We start from the raw sequence: 25,162 nt of genomic DNA, 5'->3' as shown, positions 1-25,162 counted from the left end.
GCCACACCTATGCCCAAGCATCCTACGCACATCATCTTGAAGCCGTGTTTCGCTTCCATCGTGGCACTGGCTTGCGTCGGGACCGCGTGGGGGGACACCCGGCTCGACCCGACCATGCCGCCGGCGGCGTGGTCCGCAGCCCAGGCCGCAGCCCCTCTTGCCAATACGCCGGGCAGTACAACCGCGACCGCCACCAGCCCGGACGCTACATCCGGACTGCAATTGATCCTGATCGGGCCATCGAGAAGATTCGCGCTGATCGATGGCCAGGTCGTGAAGCCGGGCGACACCTACAACGGCTCGAAGGTGGTGGCCATCAAACCGGACGAAGTGGTCGCGCAAGACGCGTCCAAATCAGTGGAGCTGACGCCGGGCGTGAAGAAGGTCATCACATCGGCTCCCGCAAGAAATCGAGGCGGAGCACTAAAGGGCGAGGGGCCGGCATACAGGAGCGGCGACGGTAAACGAATCCACCGGGGCGAACAATGAAACTCAAAACCATCACCATCCCCTTGCTGGCCGCGAGCCTTGCCGCCTGTTCGGCCGCCTATCCGCCGCGTGACACCTCCACCCTCGACAGGATCAACGATCAACTGAAACAGGCGGCAACCCCCAGGGAAAAGGTGGCGCCACTCCCCGATGCGGTCAGCAGCTCGCTCCTTCCCCCGCTCAGGAAGGCTATGCCCAGAGCGTCGAGCCGGCAGCTCGAACAGCGTTTCGACCTGGTGGTGACGGATGCACCGGTGAACAAGGTGCTCACCGCCATCGTCACCGGCACCCGCTACAGCATCATGATCAAGCCGAAGAACACGCCACCTGCTCCACCTCTGGCTGCGCAAGGCGCCCTGCCCGCCACGCCGCCGCCCCCATCGACGGAGAGGATGACCGTCAGCCTCAAGGACGTCACGGTATTCGAGGCACTGGATGCGATCCGCGAGGTTTACGGTTTCGACTACACGGTCGACGGCAACCGGATCTATGTCTCGCCACCCGAGTTGCAGACCCGCCTGTACCAGGTGAACTACATCATCGGCCAACGCCGGGGCGTGAGCGACCTGCAGGTGGTCGGCGGCGCTTCGTCGAGTTCCGGATCGTCCAGCGGATCGGGCTCGACGGCGAGTGCGTCGTCGAGCTCATCGTCCAACTCTGGCTCGGGCTCCGGTTACTCCTCGATCCAGGCCAGTGCGCTGAGCACCATCGCAAAATCCGATGTGTGGGGCGAAATCGAAGACGCCTTGCGCACCACCCTGGGATGCCAGATTCCGAAGAACGTCCCGATGCGATCGGGAACAAGCGGCGCTCCCAGTGGCGCAGCCTCCGGCACATCCAGTTCCGCTACCTCGTCCAGCACCAGCCGGGCCGACGTCTCCTACACGGGGGACGTGCAATCGGGTGAACGCCAGCGCGGCGTGGACGGCTGTACCGACGGCCGCGCGATGGCGATCAGCCAGATGAGCGGCACGATCCTTGTCAGCGGCATGCCGAATGAGCACCGGATGATCGCCAGGATGCTGCATTCCATGCAGTTGAGCATCGAGCGCCAGGTCATCATCGAGGCCAAGATCATCGACGTCGAACTGAACGCCCAATCCCAGCAGGGCATCAACTGGGCGGGTTTTCAGGGGGGGCTGCACCGCTTTTCAGTCGGCTCCGACACCACCAAGCTGAATGCCGCGACGGCCAGCGGCGGCGGGGCGATAAACGCGGGAACGAGCCTGGGCGAACTGCTCGGTGCCGGCCTTGTCGGCGCGGCCAACGCCAACGCCTTCTCCGCCGGCCTGGGGATGGCCATGCAGTTCCGCAACTTCTCCGCATTGATCAATTTCCTGCAGACCCAGGGCAACGTGCATGTGCTGTCCAGCCCTCGCATCGCCACGCTGAATAGCCAGAAGGCCGTATTGAAGGTCGGCAGCGAGGAGCCCTTCGTGACCAACATCTCCGGCGGCACAACCACGGTTGGTACCGGCCCATCCGTGACCACGCCCCCCACGCTGATCTATCAACCCTTCTTTTCAGGCATTTCCCTGGATGTGACGCCGAAGATCGACGACAAGGAGAACATCACGCTGCACGTCCATTCGATGGTGAACAGCATCGTCGAAAAGCAGAAGATCTCCCTGCCCACGGCGAATGCCGTCAGCGTGCCCTTCGCCGTCAATACCATCAGCGAGACGGACAGCGTGGTGAAGACCAAGGATGGGCAGGTGGTGGTGATCGGCGGCCTGATGACGGAACGCGTGTCCGACAACCGCTCGAAGGTGCCGGGCGTCGGCGATGTACCCGGCCCGGGCGCGCTGTTCAGCAAGGGGGCACAAAGTGCAGTCAAGCGCGAACTGGTCATCCTGCTGAAACCGACCATCGTGAAGGACGACAGCGTGTGGACCGCCGAGATCGCGGAGTCGGAGGACAGGATCGGCAACATGGGCAATGCGCCCGCCGAGGCCCCGCGCTAGAGGCCGCCATGAATTCACGCGAACTGGATGTCAAGGACATGTACCTCGGCCATTTCGGTGTCCGGGAATTTCCGTTCAGCATTACACCGGACACCAGCTTCTTCTTCTCGTCCGGGGCCGCCAACGAGGCGCTCAACACACTGCTGATCGCCATCCGCACGGGGGAAGGCTTCATCAAGATCACCGGCGAAGTGGGCACCGGCAAGACCTTGCTGTGCCGCAAGCTGATGGCCGAGCTGGAGCGGGATTTCAAGGTCGCCTACATTCCGAACCCCTACCTCGAGCCGCGCGGACTGTTCATGGAGCTGGTGTCGGAGCTCGAAGTGGAGATCGCGCCGGAGACCGCTGCGGACCCGCACCAGTTACTGAAAGCGCTGACCCGGAGGCTGCTGGACATCATCGCCCACGAGGGCAAACGCATCGTGATCTGCCTCGACGAAGCCCAGGCGATGCCGATCGAGACCCTCGAAGTGCTCCGGCTGCTGACCAATCTCGAAACCGAAAAACGCAAGCTGCTGCAGGTCATCATTTTCGGGCAGCCGGAACTGGAGCAGAAGCTTGATCACCCGTCCATCCGGCAACTCAAGCAGCGCATCACCTTCGATTACCACCTGACTCCTTTACTGCACGACGAACTCGACTACTACATCCGCCACCGGCTGGTCATCGCCGGCTATCAGGGGGGCCGGCTGTTTTCGCCGCTGGCCCTGTGGATGCTCGAACGGAAGACGAAACGGATACCGCGGCTGGTGAATATCCTGGCGCACAAGGCGATGCTGTCGGCCTTCGGCAAGGGAAGGAAATGCGTCGGGGCGTCCGACGTATGGATGGCGGCGAACGACACAGCTTCTTTGCGCAAAACGCGCGGATCGAGACTGTTCGCCATTTTTGTGACGGCACTGATCGGCGGCGGCATTGCCGGTCTTGGATGGGTCTATTTTCAATGAGCCTGATCAACAAGATGCTGACGGATCTCGATTCGAGATTCGCCACCGCCGGGGAACAGGGACAGGCGCAGAAGATCAATCCGGCCCACCCGCGCAAGGGAAAGCCGCGTTCGCTGCGCCTTCTCGTGTTGCTGACCGGAGCGATAGGCGCAGGCGCCCTGGCCTGGAGCCAATACTCCCGGCTCATGTCCGCACAGCCCCCCGCCCCGTCGCTCGCGGCGGCCCCTGCAGTGGCGCCAGCCCCTGCCCCTGCTGCCCTGCCCCCCGCTGGCGCAACTGGCATGGCTGGCCCGGCAGCCACGCCGCCGGCACCTGCCGTCGCCAGCGAGCCCACGCCAACACCAACGCCGCCGCCCGCCCCCATGCAGGCGGCCGCAGCGCCTGCTCCCGTGGTGGAGACTGTCCAGGCACCGGCTGCCCACGCGGCGCCCTTGCCAGGCGCGCGCCTGGCGGACGACCACGCCGCCGCGAAACCGGCCCCCCTCGCCAGGACGTCCGGCAATGACGACAAGAACGTGCAGGACGCCCCGGCACAGGCGCAACGCCAACGCAATGCCGATGCCCGATCGGCCGACGGACTGCCGTCGCCATTCAAGGTCGTGAGCCCGAAGCAGCGATCCGCCAATCTCTATCGGCAGGCCATCGAGTCCATCCAGCAGTCGCGCACGGCGGAAGCCCAGCAAGCCCTGCGGCAGTCGCTGGCCGCCGATTCCAGCAACGACGACGCACGGCTGCTGCTGGCGGAACTGCTCGCCAATGGCGGCAGCAACGGGGAAGCGATCACCTTGTTGCGTGCGGGACTGGACGGCGCCTCCGGCCAGCGGGCGGGGTCCAGCGGCCTGGCGATGGCCTTGGCACGCCTGCAGGTCGCCGGCGGCGCCAGGACCGAGGCGCTAGCAACGCTGGAGCACGGCCTCGCCGGCGCGGCCGACGACGCCGAATACCATGCATTTCTGGCCGCCCTGCTGCAGAGCCAGGGACGCCATGCCGAAGCAGCGCAGCACTACATCACCGCCCTGCGCAGCGATCCCGCGATGCCCAACTGGCTCGTCGGCGTCGGCATCTCGCTGCAGGCGGAAAACAAGTTGAGCGATGCCAGGGAAGCCTTCCAGCGCGCGATCGACACGGAAGAGCTCAGCCCGGAAGTGGCCCAGTTCGCCAACGAACGCCTGCAACAGCTGCGCGGGGTGCGCTGAACCCGTCCGCCCCCATCCCCCTCCGATGCTCGACGACGGGTCTCAGCTGCTTGTCGTCAGCCGTGCGCCGAAACCGCACCGCCTTCCGATTCTGCCATTGGCATGTTCATTGCACTGATTTCGAGTATCTGAAATCGGAGGCGCATCATGATCATCCAGGCCACATCACGCCTTGGTTATACGGCAGAAATGTTTCGGACCACGTCGCCCCGGCCGATCCCGACCGTTTCTTCGGCAAATACTGCCGATACCGTCCGCATTTCCCAGGCCGCGCGGGATGCGCTTGCCGCCTCCGCCTCCTCCACCGCCAGCCATGACGATGGGGGCGTCGCAGCCCGGCTCGCGGAGATCAGGGCCCGGGGCCCGATCAACCGATCGCAGGAAGATCAGGCCTACCTGCTCACCAACGACAAGCGGCTCGCCGGGATCGTCGCCCAGGGCAAGTCGCCCGACGAGCTGAGCGCCGACGATCTCGATTACATGCAAAAGGCCACCGGGTTCGTCAATACCATGGCGAATCTCAGCCCGGCCGAAAAGGCGCTGTACGACAAGGCCGTGGCCAGCGGCAACAAGGCTGCTGCCGCTGGCATCGGCCAGATCGCCATGACCCGGATGATGGGACACACGGCGGGCGGCGCCAGCGGCGCGACCTACGATCCGCTCAATACGGCCATCACGGCGGCCAACATCGAGAAATACTTCAGCCACAGCATCGTCGATCCCAGCGGCAACGCCGCATCCAACTTCCAGGCCTTGATCCGGTTCCTGCACGACACCCCATCGGCTTGACGCAAGACAGTTGCGACCGCGACGCCCGGCCCTCCAAAGCCGAGCCGCTCCGCACACGCACTCCACACCACCCGACACGCCCAGAAACCGCCCCGACAATCCCCAAACCCGTCCCGACTATCCGGAAGCTCCTCACGAGGAGCCCGGCGAGTGTCCTGCCCTGTCCGCGAATCCCTTGCGAGCCCCTCCGGGACAGACCGCCCCTATCCCGCCGATACTCCCGCCCTGTCCGAAAGCTCCTCGCGAGGAGCTCAAAGCTGCTCGCGAGGCCCACCGGGATAGGGACCGACTGTCCGGGTGCTCCTCGCGAGCAGCTCCGAGACAGCCCCGCCCTATCCCCCACACCCAAGCGAGGACCTCTGATATAGGACGGACCACCTCGGAGGGGGTCGCGAGGTCCTCCGGGATAGTCGCGAGTACCTCAGAGGTAGTCGCGAGCCCATGCGACGGAGGGGCAATCACTCCAACCTACATGGACGGGGAACTTGAAATTCATACCGCATCAACAGTACAGTCACATGGCATTTCATCTAAAGCAACAACCGAAAGTGGGGCTGCTTTGAGCCCTTGCCTCGTCCGGCCCCCCGGAACTACACGTCAAGGCACGACGAAAACGCACAAACATGAAGCACTTCGTGCCTGAACCTGCTTGAACGCCTCTTAAATCAGGAAAAAATGACCAATAACTGGGACTTCTATTTTCTGCAGGTCGATGACAAGCCCGCTTCAATCTACGTTGACCTCGGCGTGCACGACTCTGCACCAAATCCGAAATTGCCTCACATGGCATATGTTCGATTGCACATGAAGGAACCCCGTGATGACGGGCTGTCTAGCCAGACAGAGTTCGACACACTCATCGCCGTGGAGGATGCACTCAAGCCCCTGGTCGATAAGGAAACAGAATATGTCGGGCGCTGCACGACAAATTCCTGCCGAGATTTCTTCTTCTACATCTCACGCCCTCAAACCTGGGCAACACGTGTCGCTTTTGTCATGCATGCCTACGGTGACTACCAGTACGAAACTGGCACACGGGAGGAGCCCGACTGGTCGAGCTACCTCACATACTTGTACCCCTCGGACGCCGATATCCAGACCATCAAGAACCGGCATGTCTGTGAGGCCTTGGAAGGAAAGGGTGACAAGCTCTCCGTCCCCCGGGAATTAGATCATTGGGCCTACTTCCCTGACACAGATTCGTTGAATTCTTACGTGGCAGAAGCGGGTCAACTTGGCTTCAAGGTTCGAGCAATCTCGTCGGACGGTAGTCGCAACGATCACTGCGCGCAGCTGTGGCGAATAGATATTCCCGCGTTCAACTCTATTGATGACGTCACACTTCCATTGTTCTACCTGGCGGCCAAACATCTGGGTGAATACGATGGTTGGGAATCAATCATTGTCACCTAGACCATGCCGACCATCATTTCCCACGCCGCCGTTCCCCTCGCCATCGGCATCGGGCTCGGTTGCGGCAGGATTCCTTCCCGGCTCCTGCTGGCCGGTGTAGTCGCTGCAATAGCCCCCGACCTGGACGTCGTCGCCTTCAAGCTCGGCATCGCTTATGCCGACACATTCGGGCATCGCGGCGCAAGCCATTCCTTGCTGTTCGCGCTGCTTCTGGCGGCCGGCGCCTCAGCCGCTGCACCGCTGCTGCGCACATCGGGACGCACATCCTTCTTTTTCATACTGGCGGCTGCCGTATCGCATCCGCTGCTGGACATGCTCACCAACGGTGGCCTCGGCGTGGCGCTGTTCTGGCCGGTTTCGGATCTTCGATACTTCGCGCCGTGGCAGGTCATCGAGGTCTCGCCCCTGTCCTGGCGGCGGGTGTTCAGTGCTCAAGGACTGGCGGTCATGCGCTCGGAGCTCGCCTGGGTGTGGGCGCCATGTGCGGTGGCGGCAGCGATCGGTGTGCTGATCCGTCGTGACATTCCGTCTGCCGGTCGGGGAAATCGCGCCTGAACGGTAGTCGGTACGCTTGAGATCCGGGAGCGGAGCACCAAATAAAAAAACGGCACGGAGCCCCCAAGCACCCGTGCCGTTTTTCCATCCGCGGCACTGCTTGCGCAGTGCCATGGACTTCGACAATTACTTGCCGTTGTGCAGCTTGAAGACCCACACGGAACCACCCTGCTCGAGGAAGTTCACGCGACGGGCCACGTCGCCGCCCCACAGGGGAACCGCACCGCCCCAGCCGGAGACGACCGCCACGTACTGCTCGCCGCCTTCTTCCCAGGTGATCGGGGGGGCCACCACGCCGGAGCCGGTCTGGAAGGACCAGACTTCCTTACCGGTCTTGGCGTCCAGCGCCTTCAGGTAGCCTTCCGGCGTACCGTAGAAGCTCAGGTTACCAGCGGTGGTCAGCACGCCGCCCCACAGCGGAGCGAAGTTCTTGTTCTCCCACACGATCTTGCCGGCGACCGGATCGACAGCGCGCAGCGCGCCGATGTAGTCGTCATGCAGGGCCTTGATGGTGAAGCCCGCGCCCAGGTAGGCCGCGCCACGCTTGTAGGAGACGGGCTCGTTCCAGATGTCCATGCCCCACTCGTTGGCCGGCACGTAGAACAGGCCGGTCTTCGGGTTGTAGGCCATCTGCATCTGGTTCTTGCCGCCCAGGAAGGACGGGGCCGCGAACACGGTCTTGCCCTTCTTGCCGTCTTCGCCGGCAGCCGGGTTGCCCGGACGGTTGTCGTCGTTGTAGATCGGACGGCCGGTGTTCAGGTCGATGCCCTTGGCCCAGGTGATGTCCTTGACGAACGGGAAGGCGTTGATCAGCTTGCCGTTGGTACGGTCGATGACGAAGAAGAAGCCGTTACGGTCGGCCTTGCCGCCCGCCTTGATGATCTTGCCGGTCTTCGGATCCTTGTAGTCGAAGGACACGAATTCGTTCACGCCGTCGAAGTCCCAGCCGTCATGCGGGGTGGTCTGGTAGTGCCAGACGATCTTGCCGGTATCCGGGTTGATGGCCACGGTGGCGGACGAGAACAGGTTGTCGCCGGGGCGCAGGTGGCTGTTCCACGGGGACGGGTTGCCGGTGCCCACGAAGATCAGGTTGGTGTCGGGGTCGTAGGTGGCACCGTTCCAGGTGGCGGCGCCGCCGGTCTTCCACAGGTCGCCGGTCCAGGTGGCGTTGAGGGTGCCGGAGATGCCGTTCTCAACCTTCTGGCCGTTCTCCCACTTGTAACCCATGTGGCCTTCGACGGTCGGGCGGGTCCAGATCAGCTTGCCGGTCTTGGCATCGCGGGCTTCCAGACGGCCTTCGACGCCGAATTCACCACCGGACACGCCGGTCACGACCATGCCCTTGACGATCAGCGGCGCGGCAGAAGCGGAGTAGCCGGCGGCGTAGTCGTCGATCTTCTCCTTCCAGACGACCTTGCCGGTGTCCTTGTTCAGGGCCACGAGCTGGGCGTCGAGGGTTGCGAAGATGACCAGGTCGCCGTAAAGGGCTGCGCCGCGGTTGATCACGTCACAGCAGGGCATGATGCCTTCGGGCAGGCGGTGCTCGTACTTCCACAGCTTCTTGCCGGTCTTGGCGTCCAGCGCAAAGATGCGGCTGTAGGAAGCGGTCACGTACATCTTGCCGTCGAAGACGAGGGGCTGGGATTCCTGGCCGCGCTGCTTCTCACCACCAAAGGAGAAGGACCAAACGGGCACCAGGTTCTTGACGGTCTTGGTGTTGATCTTGTCCAGGGTGCTGTAGCGCTGGCCTTGCTGACCGAGGCCGAAGTGGACGACGTCGCCGGTGGTCTTGGCATCGTTGGAGATGTCAGCGTCGGTGACTTCCTTGGCCTGGACGGAACCTGCAACCATCAGTGCTGCCGCGATGAGGGACAGCGCAAACGGTTTTTTCATTGTTTTGCTCCTTTGGATCATTGAGTGTCTCCTTTGAGAAGGTGCTGAAGCACGATCCGGGACGGCCACCTCCCGGCCCAACCGAAACGTGCTGCAGGGGTGAAACCGCAAGAGCTGTGCCATCCATCCCCGCGGTGTGCGCCGTTTTTTATGGCCGGGAAAAATTCCCGATACAAAACGGGTAGTTGGCGCCAGGGAAAACCCACCGTCAAAACGCGACACCTGTCGCGCTGTCTCAGCCCACCGATACATCTGCTTCATTCCACACCAAGTGCTCCAAGTTGGAACAACCCGAAGCAGAACATGCTGCAGCGCATGAAAAGCAGCCCCGATTCACGCTGGCGCACACGGAAATCGGACCGCTCACCCACCGGGGTCATGCAGCCGGCCTGAAACGGAGCAGATCATCCCCACGGAATGAGGATAGGAGGCCGAGCGCCCGCGCGAAACCCCGGATTTTGCTGGCACAGCTCTTGCAGCCATCTCCTTACATATAGAGCGAGCCGACCCCAGTCAGGCCGCCGACAAGGAGACAGACTTGAGAATGCATCGCATACATGGCGCAGCCGCCCTTCTAGTGCTCGCCTGTAGCCTCACCCTTGGTACTGCCTACGCCGCTGGCGACCGGCAAACCGATCCCCTCGACTCGCCGCGCTGGGGCGACATGCGCAAGGAATTCTTCCCGGCCAAGGCGCGGGTGGTCTTCGATCAGCGCGTCAAGGTCAGCGCGCCGCTGACCGCCGAGAACGCCCTCAACGTGCCGGTCAGCGTCGATGCCGGCGCCCTGCCCGACGCCACCGAGGTGCTGGTCTTCGCCGACTTCAATCCGATCACCCGCATCGTCCGCTTCCGTCCGGAAGGCGCACACCCGGGCCTCGGCTTCCGCATCAAGCTGCAGCAGTCCACGCCGGTCCGCGCCGCGGTCAAGACCCGCGACGGCGTGTGGCACGTGGGTGGCACCTGGGTGAACACCACCGGCGGCGGCTGCACCCTGCCCTCCACGGGCAGTGGTTCGCCGGAATGGCAGAAGCGCCTCGGTGAAGTCAGCAGCCGCGTGTGGGACCGCAAGGAAGGCGGCGAACGGATCCGCCTGCGCATCATCCACCCGGAAGACACCGGCCTTGCCGCCGGCGTGCCGGCCTTCTACATCCAGGAATTGAAGCTCACCGACGAACAGGGCGCGCCGCTGCTGCAGATCGAGGGCTTCGAGCCGCTGGCCGAGAACCCGGTGTTCTCGGTGGATATTCCCGCCGCCCGGACCGCCGCCGGCTACCGGGTCAGCGGCCGCGACAACAACGGTAACGCCATCTCGGCCGTGATCGAAAAATGAGCATCCTGAGCCGCACCTCCCGTTCCGCCATCGCCCTGTTCGCCCTCGGCTGGGCCCTGCTGCTCGCCGCCGCCGACATGGACTACGGCCTGCAGCCGGTGTCCATCGCCGACGGCACCTGGGTCCTGGTCGGGCGTAGCGAGGACTTCAGCACCGCCAACGGCGGCAACATCGTCAACACCGGCTTCATCGTCACGCCGGCCGGCGTGCTGGTCATCGACAGCGGCCCGTCGCGGGCCTACGGCGAGCAGCTCAAGCGCGCCATCGCCCGCATCACCGACAAACCGGTGACGATGGTGGTCAATACCCACCACCACCCGGACCACTTCCTCGGCAACCAGGCCTTCGCGCCGGACACCCTGGCTGCACTGCCCGGCACCATCAGCGGTATCCACGCGGAAGGCGGTACATTCAACGAGAACATGTACCGCCTTGCCGGCGACTGGATGGCCGGCACCGAACCGCTCGCCCCGGCCAAGCAACTGACGGCCGGCCCTCTGGAATTGGGCGGCCACCACCTCGAACTGATCGCCCTCGACGGCCACACCGGCGCCGACCTGGCAATCTTCGACCGGAGCACTGGCGTGCTCTTCGCTGGCGACCTGGTCTTCAACGACCGCGCACCCACCACGCCCCACGCCAACCTGGCGGCCTGGCAGAAGGCTCTCGATCGCCTCGAAAGCCTCGGCTTCAAGCAGATCGTCCCCGGCCACGGCCCGGTGGCCCAAGGCACGGCACCGATTCGCCAGACCCGCGCCTGGCTCGGCTGGCTGGACGGCAATCTGCGCCAGGCCGCCGAGGACGGCCTCGACATGACCGAAGTGCTGGCCATCCCGCTACCGGCTGAATTTCGTCGCCTGGCGGTGGTCGAAGCCGAGTACCGCCGCTCCGTGGGCCAGCTCTACCCGGCCTACGAGCAGCATGCACTGGCCCATCCCGGGAGAAGCGCCCGATGAGCACGCTGCCCTTGTTGCCCGAAACCTCGTGGCCACGCCCCGCAGCACTGCCACGCCCGCTCAAGCTGGCCATCGGCCTGTCGATCGGCCTGCACTTGGTGCTCCTCGCCCAGCGCGGCTGGACGCCGGAACAGACCGCCGCCCTGCCGCGCCCGCTGCAAGTGATCCTGCGCGCGCCGCAGCCCGCACCTGAAGCCCCTCCACCGCCGCGCCCCGCCGTGGTCGTGCCAGTCGAAGCGCCGCCCGTGCATCGGGCGCCCCCGCCTGTCACCGTCCAGGCGCCCAAGCCAACACCGATCCTGACCCGCCCGGCGCGCCCCGACACCCCGCCTGCACCGGTGGTCCGCACAACGGAGCCCGTCGCCCAGGTCAGCATGCCGGCACCGGCTGCGCCTCCTGTCGTCGCCGAGAACACGCCGCGCACGCCCGCGCCGGCCACCTCGCCAGCCCCCGTCGTCGCCCGCGTGGACACCGCACCCGCACTTGCCGTCGACGAGCCGCCCGACCCGGCGCTCCTCGAGCGCTACGGGCGCAGCCTGTCGTCCCTGTTTGCCCGCCACCAGCAGTACCCGCGCCTGGCCGCCATGCGCGGCTGGGAAGGTGAAGTCCAGGTGCGCATCACCATCGCCCGCAAGGGCAACATCGTCGCCACCCAGGTGGTGCGCTCCAGCGGCTTCGAGGTGCTCGACCAGAACGCCGTGCAGCTGGTCACCACCGCCGGCACGCTGCCGCGCCCGCCGGAAGCGCTGCAGAACAAGGAGATCCAGATCGTCGTTCCGGTCCTGTTCAAGCTGGACAAGCCCACATGACCGCACCTGCCTGCGCCCTGGCGTCCGAAGGGGCCGCCGACGTGACGCCCGCCAGCCCGCCCCGTAGCCTGTCCCTGCGCCTGCGCGTCAGCCTGGTGCTCACCGCGCTGGCCGCCGCTTTCGTGCTGACTGGCGCCGCGCTGTGGATCCGTGATGCCCGCGTCGCCATCGCCGAAGAGATCACCGCCGCTAACCGGGTCGCCAGCCAGTGGCTGACGGTCTCCGCCCAGGGTACCGCCGCCGGCGACCCGGCGTGGACCGAGGCCCGCCTGATCGCCCACCTCAACGCGGTCGGGCGCATCCGCGCCCACCAGCTGGAGGTTCGCAACGCCGGCGGCAAGCTGCTGTACCAGTCGCCCCCGTCCGCCTACAAGGCCGGCCGCGATGCGCCGGGCTGGTTCTTCGACTGGCTGAAGCCCGAACTGCCGTCCCTCAAGCTGCAGGCCGGCACGCTGACGCTGAGCCTGCAGCCGGACGCCTCCCGCGCCGTGCTCGACCTGTGGGACGACCTCACCGCTGCCGCCACCCGCGCGCTGCTGGCACTGGCTGGCCTGTTCCTCGGCTGCTGGTTCGCCATTGACCGCGCCCTCAAGCCCCTCGGCACCGTGATGGCGGCCCTCGACCGGGCCGGCGAAGGCAACTTCGACACGCGACTGCCAGTGGACGGCCCCATCGAGCTGGCCCACCTGGCCGAGGCCTTCAACTCCATGGCCTTGCGCCTGGAGCGGGCGGTGGCCGAGAACGTGCGCCTGAACCACGAGCAGGCCCTGGCGCGAACCGTCACCGAAAGACTGGAGGCCGATCGCAAGGCCATCGCCCGTGAGCTCCACGACGAACTCGGCCAGAGCATCACCGCAGTGGCCGCGCTGGCGGGCGCCATCGTCCAGCGCAGCGACAACACGCCGGCCATCCGCCAGAGCGCCGAGGTGATCCGCGACGTCACCTCGCGCATGCAGGGCGACGTGCGCGCGCTGCTCACCCGCCTGCGCCCGCCACGCAGCGGCCCCCAGGAAACCCTCGACGACGCGGTGCGCAGCTATCTCGCAGCCTGGAGCCAGCGCCACACCGACGTCGAACTCAACACCGAACTGTTCGCCGGCCCCAGCCCGTTGCCGGACGACGTGACGCTGACCGCGCTACGGATCGTTCAGGAATCGTGCACCAACGTCGTCCGCCACGCCCAGGCCAGCAAAACCCGCATCCGCCTGTTGCGGGAGGGCGACGCGCTGACCGTCGAGGTCAGCGACAACGGGCGCGGCATCATGCCGGCCTCCGGCCAGGCTGGCTTCGGCCTCGCCGGCATGCGCGAACGCGTCGCCGAACTCGGCGGCAGCCTCGATATCTCCTGCCCGTCCGCAGGCGGCACGCGCATCCGCGCCCGTCTGCCGATCGGCCCGGCGACAGACCGGACCGACGACGTCCTACCCAGCACGGAGCCCGACGCATCATGAACACCAATCTGGATCGCCTCCGCATCATCCTCGCCGACGACCACGCCATCGTGCGCATGGGCTTCCGCCTGCTCCTCGAAGGCGCCGGCGCCCAGGTCATCGCCGAAGCCGACAGCGGCGAGGCCGCCCAGCAGCTGATGGCGAGCGAGGATCCGGACGTGCTGGTGATGGATCTGTCGATGCCCGGCTGCGGCGGCCTCGCCGCCCTGGAGCGGATCATGGCCAGGAAGCCCCGGGCCCGGGTGCTGATCGCCTCCGCCCACGCCGACGCGATCACCGCCGAGCGGGCCCTCAAGCTCGGCGCCGCCGGCTACCTGTGCAAGCGCAGCCCCCCGGAAGAGCTGTTGCAGGCGGTCGGGCAGATCTCCGCCGGCCAGCGCTACATCGACCCGGAAATCGCCAGCGCGCTGCGCCGCGCCGATCGCCCCGAACACCCGGCCGAAGCCCTCACTGACAAGGAATTCAACGTCTTCCTGCAGCTCGCCCAGGGCCGCTCGGTAGCCGAGGTCGCCAGCGACTTTCACCTCAGCCCCAACACCGTTGGGACCCACCTGTACCACATCAAGCAAAAGCTCGGCGTGCAGAACATGGCCGAACTGGCGATGGCCGCTGTGCGCTCCGGCCTGATCCAGGTGTAGGCCCTTCCCTATTCCTCTTCCTTTTCCCTCAACCAGCGAGACCTCCATGACCTATCGCAGCAAGCTCCTCGTCGCCGCCCTTGCCGTTGCCGCCGCCGCGCCGGCCCTCGCCGCCCGCCCCGAACTGAAGGTGAAGGAACAGATCGACATCGCCGCGCCGCCGGCCAAGGTGTGGGAAGTGATCAGCAGCTTCGACAACCTGGGCTGGCACCCGGCCGTCGGCAGCACCAGCCTCGACAAAGGCAAGAACAACACCAAGGGCGCCGTGCGCACCGTCACCACCAAGGACGGCGCCAAGCTCGTCGAGGAGCTGGTCGCCTACAAGGCCGCCGCCCACAGCTACACCTACCGCATCATCGACTCCCCGCTGCCGGTCAGCGGCTACGTGTCCACCCTGACCATCAAGCCGGCCAAGGGCGGCAGCCATGTGGAATGGTCGTCCACTTTCCGCCGCAAGGACGAGAAGCCGGCCGAAGGCGCCGACGACACCGGCGCGCGCAAGGCCGTGAGCGGCATCTACACCAGCGGCCTCGACGCCCTCAAGAAGCAGCTCGAAGCCCACTGAGCGCCGCCATGCCCACGGGGATCGCGCGCCACCTGTTCCGCCGCATCCTCGCGGGCCTGCTCACCCTCCTGCTCGCCGGGCTGGCCTTCCAGGCCGACGCCGGCGACCTGAACCACGCCGACATCGCCCGCCGCTTTCCGCCCCCGCTGCACGTGGGCGAGAAGCTGCGTGACATTCCCGCCTGGCCGATCACCTCGGAGCTGGAACCCGAGGCCGGCCCGGTCGCCTACGCTTTCGAATCCATCGACCTGGCGCCGATCCCCGGCTTCGAGGGCACCCCGCTGAACCTGCTGGTCAGCCTCGACCGCAAGGGCGGCTTCATGGACGTGGAGCTGATCCGCCAGCACGAGCCGGTCTTCCTGTCCGGCCTCGGCGAAGGCCCGTTGCGCGACTTCCTGCTCCAGTACCGCAACAAGAGCCTCAAGCAGGAGATCACCGTCTCCAGCCTGTACGGCAACACCCGCAGCGGCGCCGGCAGCAAGCGCGTGGTGCTGGACGGCGTCAGCAAGGCCACCGCCTCGGTGCGCATCGTCAACCAGACCGTGCTCACTGCCGGACTGGCCGTGGCCCGCGCCCGCCTCGGCTTCGCCGCGCCGGCCAGCGACAAGGGGCCCGTCGCCGAAGTACGCACCGACGTCTATGAACACCGCAGCTTTGCCGAACTGGTGAAGTCCGGCGCCATCGGCCGCCTGCACCTCAGCAACGCCGACGTGGAAAAGCAGTTCGCCGGCACGGACGGCGCCGGCGTGGATGCCGACGCACTGGCCCGGCCGGACGAGACCTTCAGCGACCTCTACGTCGCCTACCTCAACGCGCCGACCATCGGCCGGGCGATCCTCGGCGATGCCGGCCACACCGACCTGCTGCGCCGCCTGGAGCCCGGTCAGCAGGCCTACTGGGTGGCCAGCGCGGGGCGTGACGCCTTCATCGACGACGGCTTCACCCGCGGCACCGTGCCGGCCCGGCTGGCCTTCAGCCAGGCCGGCGGCCCGGTGGAGCTGCGCGACCTGGACATCTCACCGCGCCCACCGGCCGGCGCGCCGCCCCTCAACGCCGCGCTGGTGCTGCGCGTACCGCCGATGTCCGGCGTCGATCCAGCCGCGCCGGTACGCTTCGAACTGACCATCACCCGCGCCAAGGGCTCGATGCTGCCGATCCTCACCCAGCGCAGCGTCAGCCTCGACTACCAGGCCCCGGAGGAACTGTTCTCCCGCCCACCCGCGCCGCTGCCCGACTGGCTGATCGCCTGGAAGGACCGGGCCGTGGAGCTGGCCATCATCGCCGCCGCATTGGTCCTGCTGTCCGTGGTGCTCGCCCACCCGCGCTGGATCTCCGTGTCGGCGCGCCGGCTCAAGGTCTTCCGGCTGGCCTTCCTGGCCTTCACCCTCGGCTACATCGGCTGGTACGCGCAAGGCCAGCTGTCCATCGTGCAGATCACCGGTGCGATCAAATCGGTAACAGCCGGGGCCGGCCTCAAGAGCTTCCTGTACGACCCAGTGAGCCTGCTGCTGATCGCCTTCACCGCGATCAGCTTCGTGGTGTGGGGCCGCGGCACCTTCTGCGGCTGGCTGTGCCCCTTCGGCGCGCTGCAGGAGTTCGCCGCGCTGCTGGCCCGCGCGCTGCGCCTGCCGCGGCTGCGGCTGCCGGCCGCCGTCGCCCGCATCCTCGACCGGGGGCGCTACGCGATCCTCGCCGCGCTGGTGGCTGCCGCTGCCTTCGCCCCACGGCTGGCCGAGACCGGTGTCGAGGTGGAGCCCTTCAAGACCGCCATCACCGTCGGCTTCGACCGGCACTGGCCCTTCGTCGCCTACGCGATGCTGCTGCTCGTCCTCGGCGGGCTGTATTACAAGTTTTTCTGCCGCTATCTGTGCCCCCTCGGCGCAGCGATGACCCTCGGCGGCAAGCTGCGCCTCCTCGACTGGCTGCCGCGCCGCCGGGAGTGCGGCCAGCCCTGCCAGACCTGCCGTCACCGTTGCGCCTACGACGCTATCGAGAAATCCGGCGCGATCCGCTACGACGATTGCTTCCAGTGCCTCGATTGCGTCGGCATCTATCACGACGAGAAGCGCTGCGCGCCGATCATGCTGTACCGCAAGAAAGGCCTGCCCCCATCCGGCGAAACACATCGTCCTTGAAACCGTCGGCACGATGCGTTCCTTTGATCTAGGACGCATCGCCGCCGCCCCAGGAGCGCACAATGGCGACTCTGCTCCTGTCATGACGGTGCCCGGATGTTCCGCATAGCGCTGAAGATGCTCCTCGGTGATCGTGGCAAGTATTTCGGCATCATCACCGGCATCGCCCTCGCCTCCCTGCTGATGATCCAGCAGCCGGGCATCCTGATCTCAATCTTTTCCCGTACCTACAGCTTCATCTCCGACGTCGCGTTGCCGGACATCTGGGTGATGGACCCGATGGTCAAGTACGTGGACGACTCCCAGCCCATGCTCGACACCGAGTTGTACCGGGTACGTGGCGTCAAGGGCGTGGAATGGGCGGTGCCCCTCTACAAGGGCAATCAGCGGGTCCGGCTGGGCGACGGCCAGCTCGTCAGTTCGAACCTGATCGGCCTGGATGACGCCACCCTGATCGGCGGCCCCGCCGTCATGCTCAAGGGCCGGCTGGCCGACCTGCGCCTGCCCGACGCGGTGATCGTCGACGAGGCCGGCGCCACCGGCCGTCTCGCCAAGCCCGCCCGCCCCGGTAAAAAGGCAGAGCCCCTGCAGGTCGGCGACATCCTCGAGATCAACGACAAGCGGGCCCGGGTCGTGGGCATCGCCCGCGCCGGCGCCACTTTCCAGTCCCAGCCGATCATCTACACCACTTACACGCGGGCCACGACCTATGCCCTGTCGGAGCGCAAGCTGCTCTCCTACATCCTCGTCAAGGCCAAGGCCGGCGAACCGCTTGCAAACGTGACGGAGCGCATCCGCCACGACACGGGCATGGCCGCCCGCAGCGCCGACGAGTTCAAGGACATGACCTTCCTGTATATCCTCAACAACACGTCGATCCTCACCAACTTCGGCTTCGTGGTGATCGTCGGATTCATTGTCGGCGCAGCGGTGACCGGCCAGATCTTCTACAACTTCACCCTCGACAACCTGCGCTATTTCGCCGTCTTCAAGGCGATGGGGGCCACGGACCGCATGCTGCGCCGGATGATCTTGCTGCAGGCGCTGCTGGTCGGTTTCGTCGGATTCGGGCTGGGGGCCGGTGCCACGGCCGTGTTTGCCGCCATCACCCGCGAACGCCCGGGACTGTCGATGACGCTGAACTGGCAACTGCTCCTCGGCAGCAGCATCGCAGTGGCGGTCATCGTGCTATTCGCGGCGCTCATCAGCGTGCGCAAGGTGCTCAAACTCGAACCCGCGGTGGTGTTCAAATGAACGGGCCCACATCTGCCGTGCAATGCACGGGCATCGTCAAGCGATACGGCAGCGGGGAAGCCGAGGTGCTGGCCTTACGTGGCATCGATCTGGAAGTACGGATGGGCGAGTTGCTGATGCTGGTCGGCCCTTCCGGTTGCGGCAAGACGACGCTGATCTCGGTCATCGCCGGCATCCTCGATCAGGACGACGGCGAATGCCTGTTGTTCGGGCAGGACATCACGCGCCTGCCGGCCACCGAGCGGACCCGCTACCGGGGCCAGGCCATCGGTTTCGTGTTCCAGTCCTTCAACCTGATCCCCACCCTGACCGCCGCCGAGAACGTGGCGATCCCCTTGCTCATCAATGGCGTGCCCTTCGAAAGCGCAGTCGCGGAAGCCCGCGCCCGGCTGCGCGACGTACAACTGGAAGGACGGGAGGACGCGTTGCCCACCCAGCTTTCCGGTGGCCAGCAGCAGCGCGTCGCCATCGCCCGCGCCATCGTCCACCGGCCGCGCCTGGTGGTCTGCGACGAGCCAACCAGCGCCCTCGACGGTGAAACCGGACACAAGGTGATGCAGGTTCTCAAGAACGTGGCCGTCGGCAGCGACCGGGCGCTGGTGATCGTCACTCACGATGCCCGCATCTACGAATTCGCCGACCGCATCGCCCGCATGGAAGACGGCCGCATCGTCAGCGTGGAGCAGGCGGAGCGCGGAACCACGGAGAACGCCCCATGAAACTCAAGAACCGGATCCTCCCCGGTCTGGCTGCCTTGGGCCTGATCGTCGCCATCATCGTGGCCGTCCAGGCCGAACGCAGGCCCCCGCCCGCCCAACCGGTCGCCCAACCGGCCCAGGCACCGTTCAAGTCCTACATCGGCGGGGCCGGACTCGTGGAAGCGAGCAGCAACAACATCGATATCGGCACCGGCGTGGCCGGCATCGTTCAGAAAGTGCTCGTCAAGGTCGGCGAGCACGTGGCGGTCAGCACGCCGCTGTTCCAGATCGACGACCGGGACTTCCGGGCCACGCTGCTCGTCAAGCAGGCCAACGTCGTCAAGGCCCGGGCGGCAGTCGAAGAGGCCAAGGCGACCCTTGAGGATGCCCGCTCCCAGTACGCGCTGGTGAGCAGCGCCGGCGACCAGCGCGCGGTGAGCCTGGACGACGTGCAGAAACGCCGCAATGCCGAACTGCTGGCCAAGGCAAGGCTGGAGAGCGCACATGCGGCGGTCACGGCCGCCGAAGCCGACGTCAAATCCACGCAGATCGAAATTGAGCGCCTGACGGTGCGTGCGCCTATCGACGGGGAGATCATGCAGGTGAACATCCGCCCCGGCGAATTTGCGCAGGCTGGCGTCCTCACCACCCCGCTCATCAAGATGGGCAATCTCGACCAGCTCTATGTCCGCGTCAATATCGACGAGAACGACGCCTGGCGATTCAAGCCGCAGACCGCCGCAGCGGCCTCCCTGCGCGGCAACCGCGAATTGAAGACGCCGCTGAGCTTCGTCCGGGTCGAACCCTACGTGACGCCCAAACAGTCCCTTACCGGCGCCAGTACCGAGCGGGTCGATACCCGGGTGCTGCAGGTCCTCTACAGCTTCCCGCGCAATGCGCTGCCGGCCTTCGTGGGCCAGCAGATGGACGTGTTCATCGAGACACCGGAGATCGCCCCCGTAGCCCCCGCGGCGACGCATGCCAGCGGAGTTACGCGATGACCTCCTATCGACACCGACGCCGGTGCATGGCCACGCCCCTGGCGATGCTGCTTGCGGCGAGCCTGTGCGGCTGCAGCGCCGTCGGACCGGATTATGTGCAGCCTGATCTGGGCGCACCACAGCAATGGTCCGCTGCACAGGAGCCCCCATCCCCGGCCCCCGGTTTGGCGCAGAGCCGCTGGTGGCAGGCCTTCGGCGATCCTGTACTGGATCGCCTGATCAACGAGGCCGACCGCGGCAGCCTCGATCTCGCTCAGGCCCAGGCCCGCGTACGACAGGCGCGGGCAGCCTGGCTGACGGCGGACGCTGCACGCCTTCCGAACGTCAATGCCAGTGCCTCGGTCAACCGCAGCGACAGCAGCAACAACACCGCGGCCGCAGCCCTCGCGTCCAACAAGGGACCGACCAGCGTGTATCTGACGGGCTTCGATGCCAGTTGGGAAATCGACGTATTCGGCGGACTCCGCCGGGCCGAGGAAAGCGCCCGGGCGAGCCTCGAAGCAAGCACCGCCAACCTGGATGCGACCCGTCTCAGCCTGCGCGGCGAGCTCGCCCGCAACTACATCGAGCTCCGGGCCAACCAGGCCCAGCTCGACATCGTCCGCGCCAACACCGAGAGCCAACGGCAAACCGTCGATGTCACCCGCGAACGCTATCGACTCGGCCTCACCAGCTATCTGGATGTCAGCCAGGCCGACGCCCAACGCGCCACCACCGAGGCCAACATCCCCGTACTGACCGCCGCTATCGCCCAGTCCATCCATCGCCTGGGAATCCTGGTCGGCCGGGAGCCGGCGGCACTGAAGGCCGAACTGAGCACCTCCGCACCTCTGCCTGCCGACACGGGCCTCAGCGCCGTGGGCCTGCCCGCCGAACTACTGGCCCGTCGCCCTGACCTGCGGGCAGCGGAACGCAACCTGGCGGCCGCGTCGGCGGACATCGGCGTCGCCACCGCCAATCTGTACCCGAAATTCGACCTGACCCTGGGCCTCGGCCTGCAAAGCAACCAGGCATCCCGCTTCGCCGAACAATCGAGCCGCTATTGGTCCATCGTGCCCGGCCTGTCGCTGCCAGTCTTCAACGGGGGGCGGACGCAAGCGCAGATCGCCAGCCGGCAAGCCATTTTCGACGAAGCCCTGGCCCGCTACCGGGCCGCCTACCACAGCGCGCTTGAAGACGTGGAGAACGCGCTGACCAACTACTATGCAGAAAGATCACGGCAAGTCGCCCTCGCCGAAGCAGTCAGCGCCAACCTGCAGGCTGTCAGCCTGGCCAGGGATCGCTATCGGCGCGGCCTTACGACCTTCCTCGACGTACTCACGGCGGAAGGCTCGCAGTTCAATGCGCAACGCAACTTGAGCCAATCCCGGGCCAATCTGCTCACCGATCTGGTCGCGCTGCACAAGGCTTTGGGCGGCGGATGGCGATCGACAGCAGACCCGCAGGCCGACAACACCGGGCCGGGCAGCCTTGCATCCGGCTTGCAGGCGTATCCAGCACGTTGACGAGACTGCATGCCCTTCGGAATACTGCGTGGCTCAACACAAAACAGTTGTCTCTTGCGCTCGGACAGCACGATTCGCCTTGCCGCCCAGCTACACCAGCAGCCCATCAACAAGGAATCCCCATGAAGTTTTCCCGCACCCTCCTCCCCCTCACCCTGATCGCCGGCCTGCTGGCCCAGGCCCCCGCCTTCGCCGCCGAGCCGGCCAAGGCCGCCGCCGGCAAGAACGTGGCCACGGTCAATGGCGTGGGCATTCCCCAGGGCGCCTACGACCTGCTGGCAGATCGTGCCAAAGCCCAGGGCGCCACCGACGGCCCGCAACTCACCAATGAGATCCGCGGCCGCCTGATCCAGACCGAACTGCTCAACCAGGCCGCCAAGAAGAAAGGCCTCGACCGCAAGCCCGAGATCGCCCTGCAGCTGGACCTGGCTCGCCACCAGATCATCGCCAACGCCTACGTGGCCGACTACGTGCAGAGCCACCCGGTCACCGACGCCGCCGCCAAGGCCGAGTATGACCGCCTCGTGGCCCAGACCGGCAGCAAGGAGTTCAAGTCCCGCCACATCCTCGTGAAGGAAGAGAAGGAAGCCAAGGACATCATCGAGCGCCTCAAGATGGGTGAGAAGTTCGACAAGCTGGCCAGCCTGTCCACCGATCCCGGTACCAAGGACAAGGGCGGCGACCTCGGCTGGACCGTGCCGAGCAGCTTCGTCGAGCCGTTTGCCAAGGCTCTCGCCGGCCTGACCCCGGGCACCTATACCCAGACGCCGGTGCAGACCCCCTTCGGCTATCACGTGATCCAGCTCGACGAAATCCGTGATCTCAAGCTGCCCAGCTTCGAAGAAGCCAAGCCGCAGATCACCCAGCGCCTGCAGGGCCAGCTGGTGGAACAGCACCTCCAGGAACTGGCCAAGGCAGCCAAGATCAACTGATCCAGGCATAGCCTCATCAGCCCAAAAACAAGGGGAGCCAGACGGCTCCCCTTGTTTTTCCGGCAACGCCGGCTGGCATCCGGCTGAAGTATTGTTCGCGACGCCAGCGATCCGTGCGAACGGGATCGCCCACAGGATCCCGTTCGCACGGATCGCTAGGTCAGCATCCCGATATCAACTCCGTCCCACCAGGAATACACCTGCGCAGATCAAGGCAACGCCGATCATGCGCAGCCCCCCAACCTGCTCCCCAAGCAGAATGCCTACCGCAGCGGTCCCGGCAAACCCCAGCCCGACGAGGGGATAAGCCTTGCTGACATCCCATTTCGACAAAACCCCCAGCCAGACGACCGCCCCTAGCCCGTAGCACAGAAAGCCAGCCAGCACGTAGCTGTTCGTGAAGACGGACAACAGAGCACGCAACGTGTAGGGCTGCCCCATGGCTTCGCGAACACCTTCGCTGGACATGCCTGCCTTCAAGGAAAACTGGGCCGCAACCGAAAGCCCGATACTGACAATCGCAAGAATGAGCGTGTTCATGACAGGAAATCCAGGGGCATGAAACGGGCGAGTAGCGTCACGGCAACCATGTACACGACGGCAATGCGGCTACCGATGTCCTTCACGGCATAGATCACCGGATCTTCGTGCATCTCCCCTCGCGAAGTCTTGATCCACAAACGGGCCAGCCAATAGATCAGGCCCATCGCCACCATCCAAAGCAGCTGCGGTGCAGCGTAATGCGACAAGGTCTCCGGCGCACTGATGAAGAGCCCGAACACCACCACCGACGACAATGCCGCCCCCACCCCCAGCGGCCACAACACGCCGAGGTCACTCACCCGGTAATCGCGGCCCCGCACGACATGCCCTCCCCGTTGTGCCAGCGACACCAGTTCGGCACAGCGCTTTATCAAGGCAAGACTGAAGAACATGAACGCGGAGAAGGCCAGCAACCAGGAACTCGTCACCACGCCAATGGCTACTGACCCCGCCAGGATACGCAAGGTGTAGAGGATGGACAGCATCAGCACGTCGACCAATACATAGGCTTTCAGCACCCAGCTATAGGCACTGGTCAGCACCAGGTACAGCAGCAGCATCAGAAAGAACCCTCTCGACACCGCCAGCGCCATCACACAGGCCAACGCCAGGGCCAGGCCCGCCACCATCACGCCGCGCAGGATCGGCAACGTGGCACTGGCAAACGGGCGCTTGCGCTTACGGGGATGTGCCCGGTCGTTATCCAGATCCCATAGATCGTTCACCATGTAGGTGGCCGAAGCGGCGAACGAGAACGACAGGAAGGCCAGGCCAATCGCCAGCAGCTTGGAGACATCGAGAAACGAGAAGGCGGTCAGCAGGGGCACCAACAGGAGCAGGTTCTTTGTCCATTGATGGACTCGCAACGCACGCAGCCAGACGGCGAGGTTCACCCGCTCCGCCGGGAATTCCCGCTCGATCGGGGTATCGCCCCTGACCTCGGCAGCGGTTGCGGGCGTCACGCCGACCAGGATGGCCGCTTCGGCGGATCTCCAGATGGGCAGGTCGGCCCGGCTGTCGCCCGCATAGACGAATGTCTCACCGACGTTATCCCGGATTGCCTTCAGCTTGGCGCTGCCCTTCAGGTTGTGATCGCTGCAGCTAGCCAGCACCTGGTCGAACAAACCCAGATGCCTGGAAACCCCTTCGGCGATCGACTGATGCGCCGCGGTAGCCAGGACCAATGGACGCCCTTTCTCCTTCTCCTCGCGCAGATAGTCCAGCAAGGGTCTGCGGTAGGGCAGGCTTTCCGGCGGGATGCTGACATGCATGGCAACCGCCTCCTTGAAGCTTGCCCTGCCCTTCAAGAGCCAGAAAGGCAAGCGCAGCAGGTTGAGAGGCGATTTTCTGATCAGCCTGACGACGGACTCCACCAGTGTATCCGTCGGCGTCAGCGTGCCATCCAGATCCACTACCAGAGGGATACCTCTTGTCATTATTCATTCGCTCCATGGATAGTCCATTCATCAAGTACTGCTAGGCAGTAGCGTCCGGCGAATTATACCGGCCTGCCATGAAGGACTTCGCCACGAGCATGGGGTGCGCCCAGGCCCCCATCGCTCCATGCCCCCTCATCCCCCACGTCGATCGCCATACCCCGCATGTGTAACGAACACGACAATCCCCTTGTCGCGTCGCCTATCCCACACCGTAACGTACGCCACAACACACAAAACAATCCTTAATTTTCAATGCATTGCGCAATTAGCCGGGCCTGGCACACGGGTTGCAACACTGAGTTGCGCTCACAACCCAATCACCCCCAGGAGAAAACCATGATCACCCTCACCCCCAATGCGTGTAAGGCTGTTTCCCGCTTCATCTCGACGGCTGCCGATCCGGTGGCGGGACTGCGCATCGTGGTGTCGGGCGGCGGTTGCGCCGGCCTGCAATACAACATGAAGCTCGAAGCCGAAAAGCAGGACGACGACAACGTGCTCGTCATCGAAGGCCTCACCGTTCTGATCGACCCGTACTCCGCACCGCTGATCGAAGGCACCACCATCGACTTCGTCGATTCCCTGTCCGGCAGCGGCTTCAAGTTCGAAAACCCCAAGGCGGCCAAGTCCTGCGAATGCGGCCAGTCCTTCGCAGCCTGA

General features: G+C 65.4%; 23 protein-coding genes. 20 read left to right on the top strand and 3 right to left on the bottom strand.

The genetic code is table 11. The annotated features are described in order from the left end of the window. The first annotated feature begins 9 nt into the window (after nucleotides 1–9). The 7 genes from AC1PQG_RS07255 (at nucleotide 10) to AC1PQG_RS07225 (ending at nucleotide 7,353) form a co-directional block, all read left to right on the top strand. On the top strand, nucleotides 10–489 hold the full coding sequence (locus AC1PQG_RS07255) for a hypothetical protein (protein WP_481121941.1): 480 nt from the start codon (nucleotides 10–12) through the stop codon (nucleotides 487–489). Beyond that, on the top strand, nucleotides 486–2,453 hold the full coding sequence (locus tag AC1PQG_RS07250) for a type II secretion system protein GspD (RefSeq protein WP_481121940.1): 1,968 nt from the start codon (nucleotides 486–488) through the stop codon (nucleotides 2,451–2,453). Before AC1PQG_RS07255 ends, AC1PQG_RS07250 begins: the two co-directional genes overlap by 4 nt. An 8-nt stretch (nucleotides 2,454–2,461) precedes the next feature. Beyond that, complete coding sequence (locus AC1PQG_RS07245; RefSeq protein WP_481121939.1) at nucleotides 2,462–3,400, top strand: ExeA family protein; 939 nt, start codon at nucleotides 2,462–2,464, stop codon at nucleotides 3,398–3,400. A gap of 281 nt (nucleotides 3,401–3,681) precedes the next feature. Beyond that, nucleotides 3,682–4,596, top strand: a complete 915-nt coding sequence (locus AC1PQG_RS07240) for a tetratricopeptide repeat protein (protein WP_481121938.1) — start codon at nucleotides 3,682–3,684, stop codon at nucleotides 4,594–4,596. Between the two features lie 147 nt (nucleotides 4,597–4,743). After that, nucleotides 4,744–5,385, top strand: a complete 642-nt coding sequence (locus AC1PQG_RS07235; protein ID WP_481121937.1) for a hypothetical protein — start codon at nucleotides 4,744–4,746, stop codon at nucleotides 5,383–5,385. Between the two features lie 675 nt (nucleotides 5,386–6,060). Continuing rightward, the gene (locus AC1PQG_RS07230; RefSeq protein ID WP_481121936.1) at nucleotides 6,061–6,798 is read left to right on the top strand and encodes a DUF695 domain-containing protein; all 738 of its coding nucleotides are present in this window, start codon (nucleotides 6,061–6,063) and stop codon (nucleotides 6,796–6,798) included. 3 nt (nucleotides 6,799–6,801) lie between these two features. Continuing rightward, nucleotides 6,802–7,353 (top strand): metal-dependent hydrolase, encoded by a 552-nt coding sequence (locus tag AC1PQG_RS07225; protein ID WP_481121935.1) that lies wholly within the window; start codon nucleotides 6,802–6,804, stop codon nucleotides 7,351–7,353. Nucleotides 7,354–7,479: 126 nt separating this feature from the next. Here AC1PQG_RS07225 and AC1PQG_RS07220 read toward each other — a convergent pair whose 3' ends face one another. Further along, nucleotides 7,480–9,246 (bottom strand): PQQ-dependent methanol/ethanol family dehydrogenase, encoded by a 1,767-nt coding sequence (locus AC1PQG_RS07220; RefSeq protein ID WP_481121934.1) that lies wholly within the window; start codon nucleotides 9,244–9,246, stop codon nucleotides 7,480–7,482. A 544-nt stretch (nucleotides 9,247–9,790) separates the two neighbouring features. Here AC1PQG_RS07220 and AC1PQG_RS07215 point away from each other — a divergent pair. The 12 genes from AC1PQG_RS07215 to AC1PQG_RS07160 all read left to right on the top strand — a co-directional run bounded on the left by AC1PQG_RS07215 (nucleotide 9,791) and on the right by AC1PQG_RS07160 (nucleotide 22,520). Continuing rightward, nucleotides 9,791–10,576: a quinoprotein dehydrogenase-associated SoxYZ-like carrier gene (locus tag AC1PQG_RS07215; RefSeq protein ID WP_481121933.1), complete on the top strand. Its 786-nt coding sequence runs from the start codon at nucleotides 9,791–9,793 to the stop codon at nucleotides 10,574–10,576. Beyond that, nucleotides 10,573–11,532, top strand: coding sequence for a quinoprotein relay system zinc metallohydrolase 1 (locus tag AC1PQG_RS07210; protein WP_481121932.1), 960 nt, complete (start codon nucleotides 10,573–10,575; stop codon nucleotides 11,530–11,532). The genes AC1PQG_RS07215 and AC1PQG_RS07210 overlap by 4 nt, the downstream gene beginning before the upstream one ends. After that, the gene (locus tag AC1PQG_RS07205; protein ID WP_481121931.1) at nucleotides 11,529–12,341 is read left to right on the top strand and encodes an energy transducer TonB; all 813 of its coding nucleotides are present in this window, start codon (nucleotides 11,529–11,531) and stop codon (nucleotides 12,339–12,341) included. The genes AC1PQG_RS07210 and AC1PQG_RS07205 overlap by 4 nt, the downstream gene beginning before the upstream one ends. After that, nucleotides 12,338–13,792 (top strand): HAMP domain-containing sensor histidine kinase, encoded by a 1,455-nt coding sequence (locus AC1PQG_RS07200; RefSeq protein ID WP_481121930.1) that lies wholly within the window; start codon nucleotides 12,338–12,340, stop codon nucleotides 13,790–13,792. The genes AC1PQG_RS07205 and AC1PQG_RS07200 overlap by 4 nt, the downstream gene beginning before the upstream one ends. Further along, nucleotides 13,789–14,430 (top strand): response regulator, encoded by a 642-nt coding sequence (locus AC1PQG_RS07195; protein ID WP_481121929.1) that lies wholly within the window; start codon nucleotides 13,789–13,791, stop codon nucleotides 14,428–14,430. The genes AC1PQG_RS07200 and AC1PQG_RS07195 overlap by 4 nt, the downstream gene beginning before the upstream one ends. 46 nt (nucleotides 14,431–14,476) lie before the next feature. Further along, a complete protein-coding gene (locus tag AC1PQG_RS07190) occupies nucleotides 14,477–14,995 on the top strand; it encodes an SRPBCC family protein (RefSeq protein WP_481121928.1) in 519 nt (172 codons plus the stop codon). 8 nt (nucleotides 14,996–15,003) lie between these two features. Then, nucleotides 15,004–17,130: a 4Fe-4S binding protein gene (locus tag AC1PQG_RS07185; protein WP_481121927.1), complete on the top strand. Its 2,127-nt coding sequence runs from the start codon at nucleotides 15,004–15,006 to the stop codon at nucleotides 17,128–17,130. 96 nt (nucleotides 17,131–17,226) lie between these two features. After that, on the top strand, nucleotides 17,227–18,384 hold the full coding sequence (locus AC1PQG_RS07180; protein WP_481121926.1) for an ABC transporter permease: 1,158 nt from the start codon (nucleotides 17,227–17,229) through the stop codon (nucleotides 18,382–18,384). Beyond that, the gene (locus AC1PQG_RS07175; RefSeq protein WP_481121925.1) at nucleotides 18,381–19,103 is read left to right on the top strand and encodes an ABC transporter ATP-binding protein; all 723 of its coding nucleotides are present in this window, start codon (nucleotides 18,381–18,383) and stop codon (nucleotides 19,101–19,103) included. The genes AC1PQG_RS07180 and AC1PQG_RS07175 overlap by 4 nt, the downstream gene beginning before the upstream one ends. Beyond that, nucleotides 19,100–20,083 (top strand): efflux RND transporter periplasmic adaptor subunit, encoded by a 984-nt coding sequence (locus tag AC1PQG_RS07170; protein ID WP_481121924.1) that lies wholly within the window; start codon nucleotides 19,100–19,102, stop codon nucleotides 20,081–20,083. The genes AC1PQG_RS07175 and AC1PQG_RS07170 overlap by 4 nt, the downstream gene beginning before the upstream one ends. 26 nt (nucleotides 20,084–20,109) lie before the next feature. Then, the gene (locus tag AC1PQG_RS07165) at nucleotides 20,110–21,588 is read left to right on the top strand and encodes an efflux transporter outer membrane subunit (RefSeq protein ID WP_481121923.1); all 1,479 of its coding nucleotides are present in this window, start codon (nucleotides 20,110–20,112) and stop codon (nucleotides 21,586–21,588) included. Between the two features lie 122 nt (nucleotides 21,589–21,710). Further along, nucleotides 21,711–22,520, top strand: a complete 810-nt coding sequence (locus AC1PQG_RS07160; protein WP_481121922.1) for a peptidyl-prolyl cis-trans isomerase — start codon at nucleotides 21,711–21,713, stop codon at nucleotides 22,518–22,520. 174 nt (nucleotides 22,521–22,694) lie between these two features. On the opposite strand, the gene AC1PQG_RS07155 is transcribed toward AC1PQG_RS07160, so the two are convergent. Then, nucleotides 22,695–23,060, bottom strand: coding sequence for a DMT family transporter (locus AC1PQG_RS07155; RefSeq protein WP_481121921.1), 366 nt, complete (start codon nucleotides 23,058–23,060; stop codon nucleotides 22,695–22,697). Next, nucleotides 23,057–24,499, bottom strand: a complete 1,443-nt coding sequence (locus AC1PQG_RS07150) for a UbiA family prenyltransferase (RefSeq protein ID WP_481121920.1) — start codon at nucleotides 24,497–24,499, stop codon at nucleotides 23,057–23,059. Before AC1PQG_RS07150 ends, AC1PQG_RS07155 begins: the two co-directional genes overlap by 4 nt. A gap of 339 nt (nucleotides 24,500–24,838) precedes the next feature. On the opposite strand from AC1PQG_RS07150, the gene AC1PQG_RS07145 reads away from it, so the two are divergent. Continuing rightward, nucleotides 24,839–25,162, top strand: coding sequence for a HesB/IscA family protein (locus AC1PQG_RS07145; protein ID WP_481121919.1), 324 nt, complete (start codon nucleotides 24,839–24,841; stop codon nucleotides 25,160–25,162).

The sequence above is a fragment of the Zoogloea sp. GDB6 genome, assembly GCF_056724105.1.
Note: the sequence above shows the minus strand (reverse complement) of the source record. Positions and strands in the feature narration are given on the sequence as shown.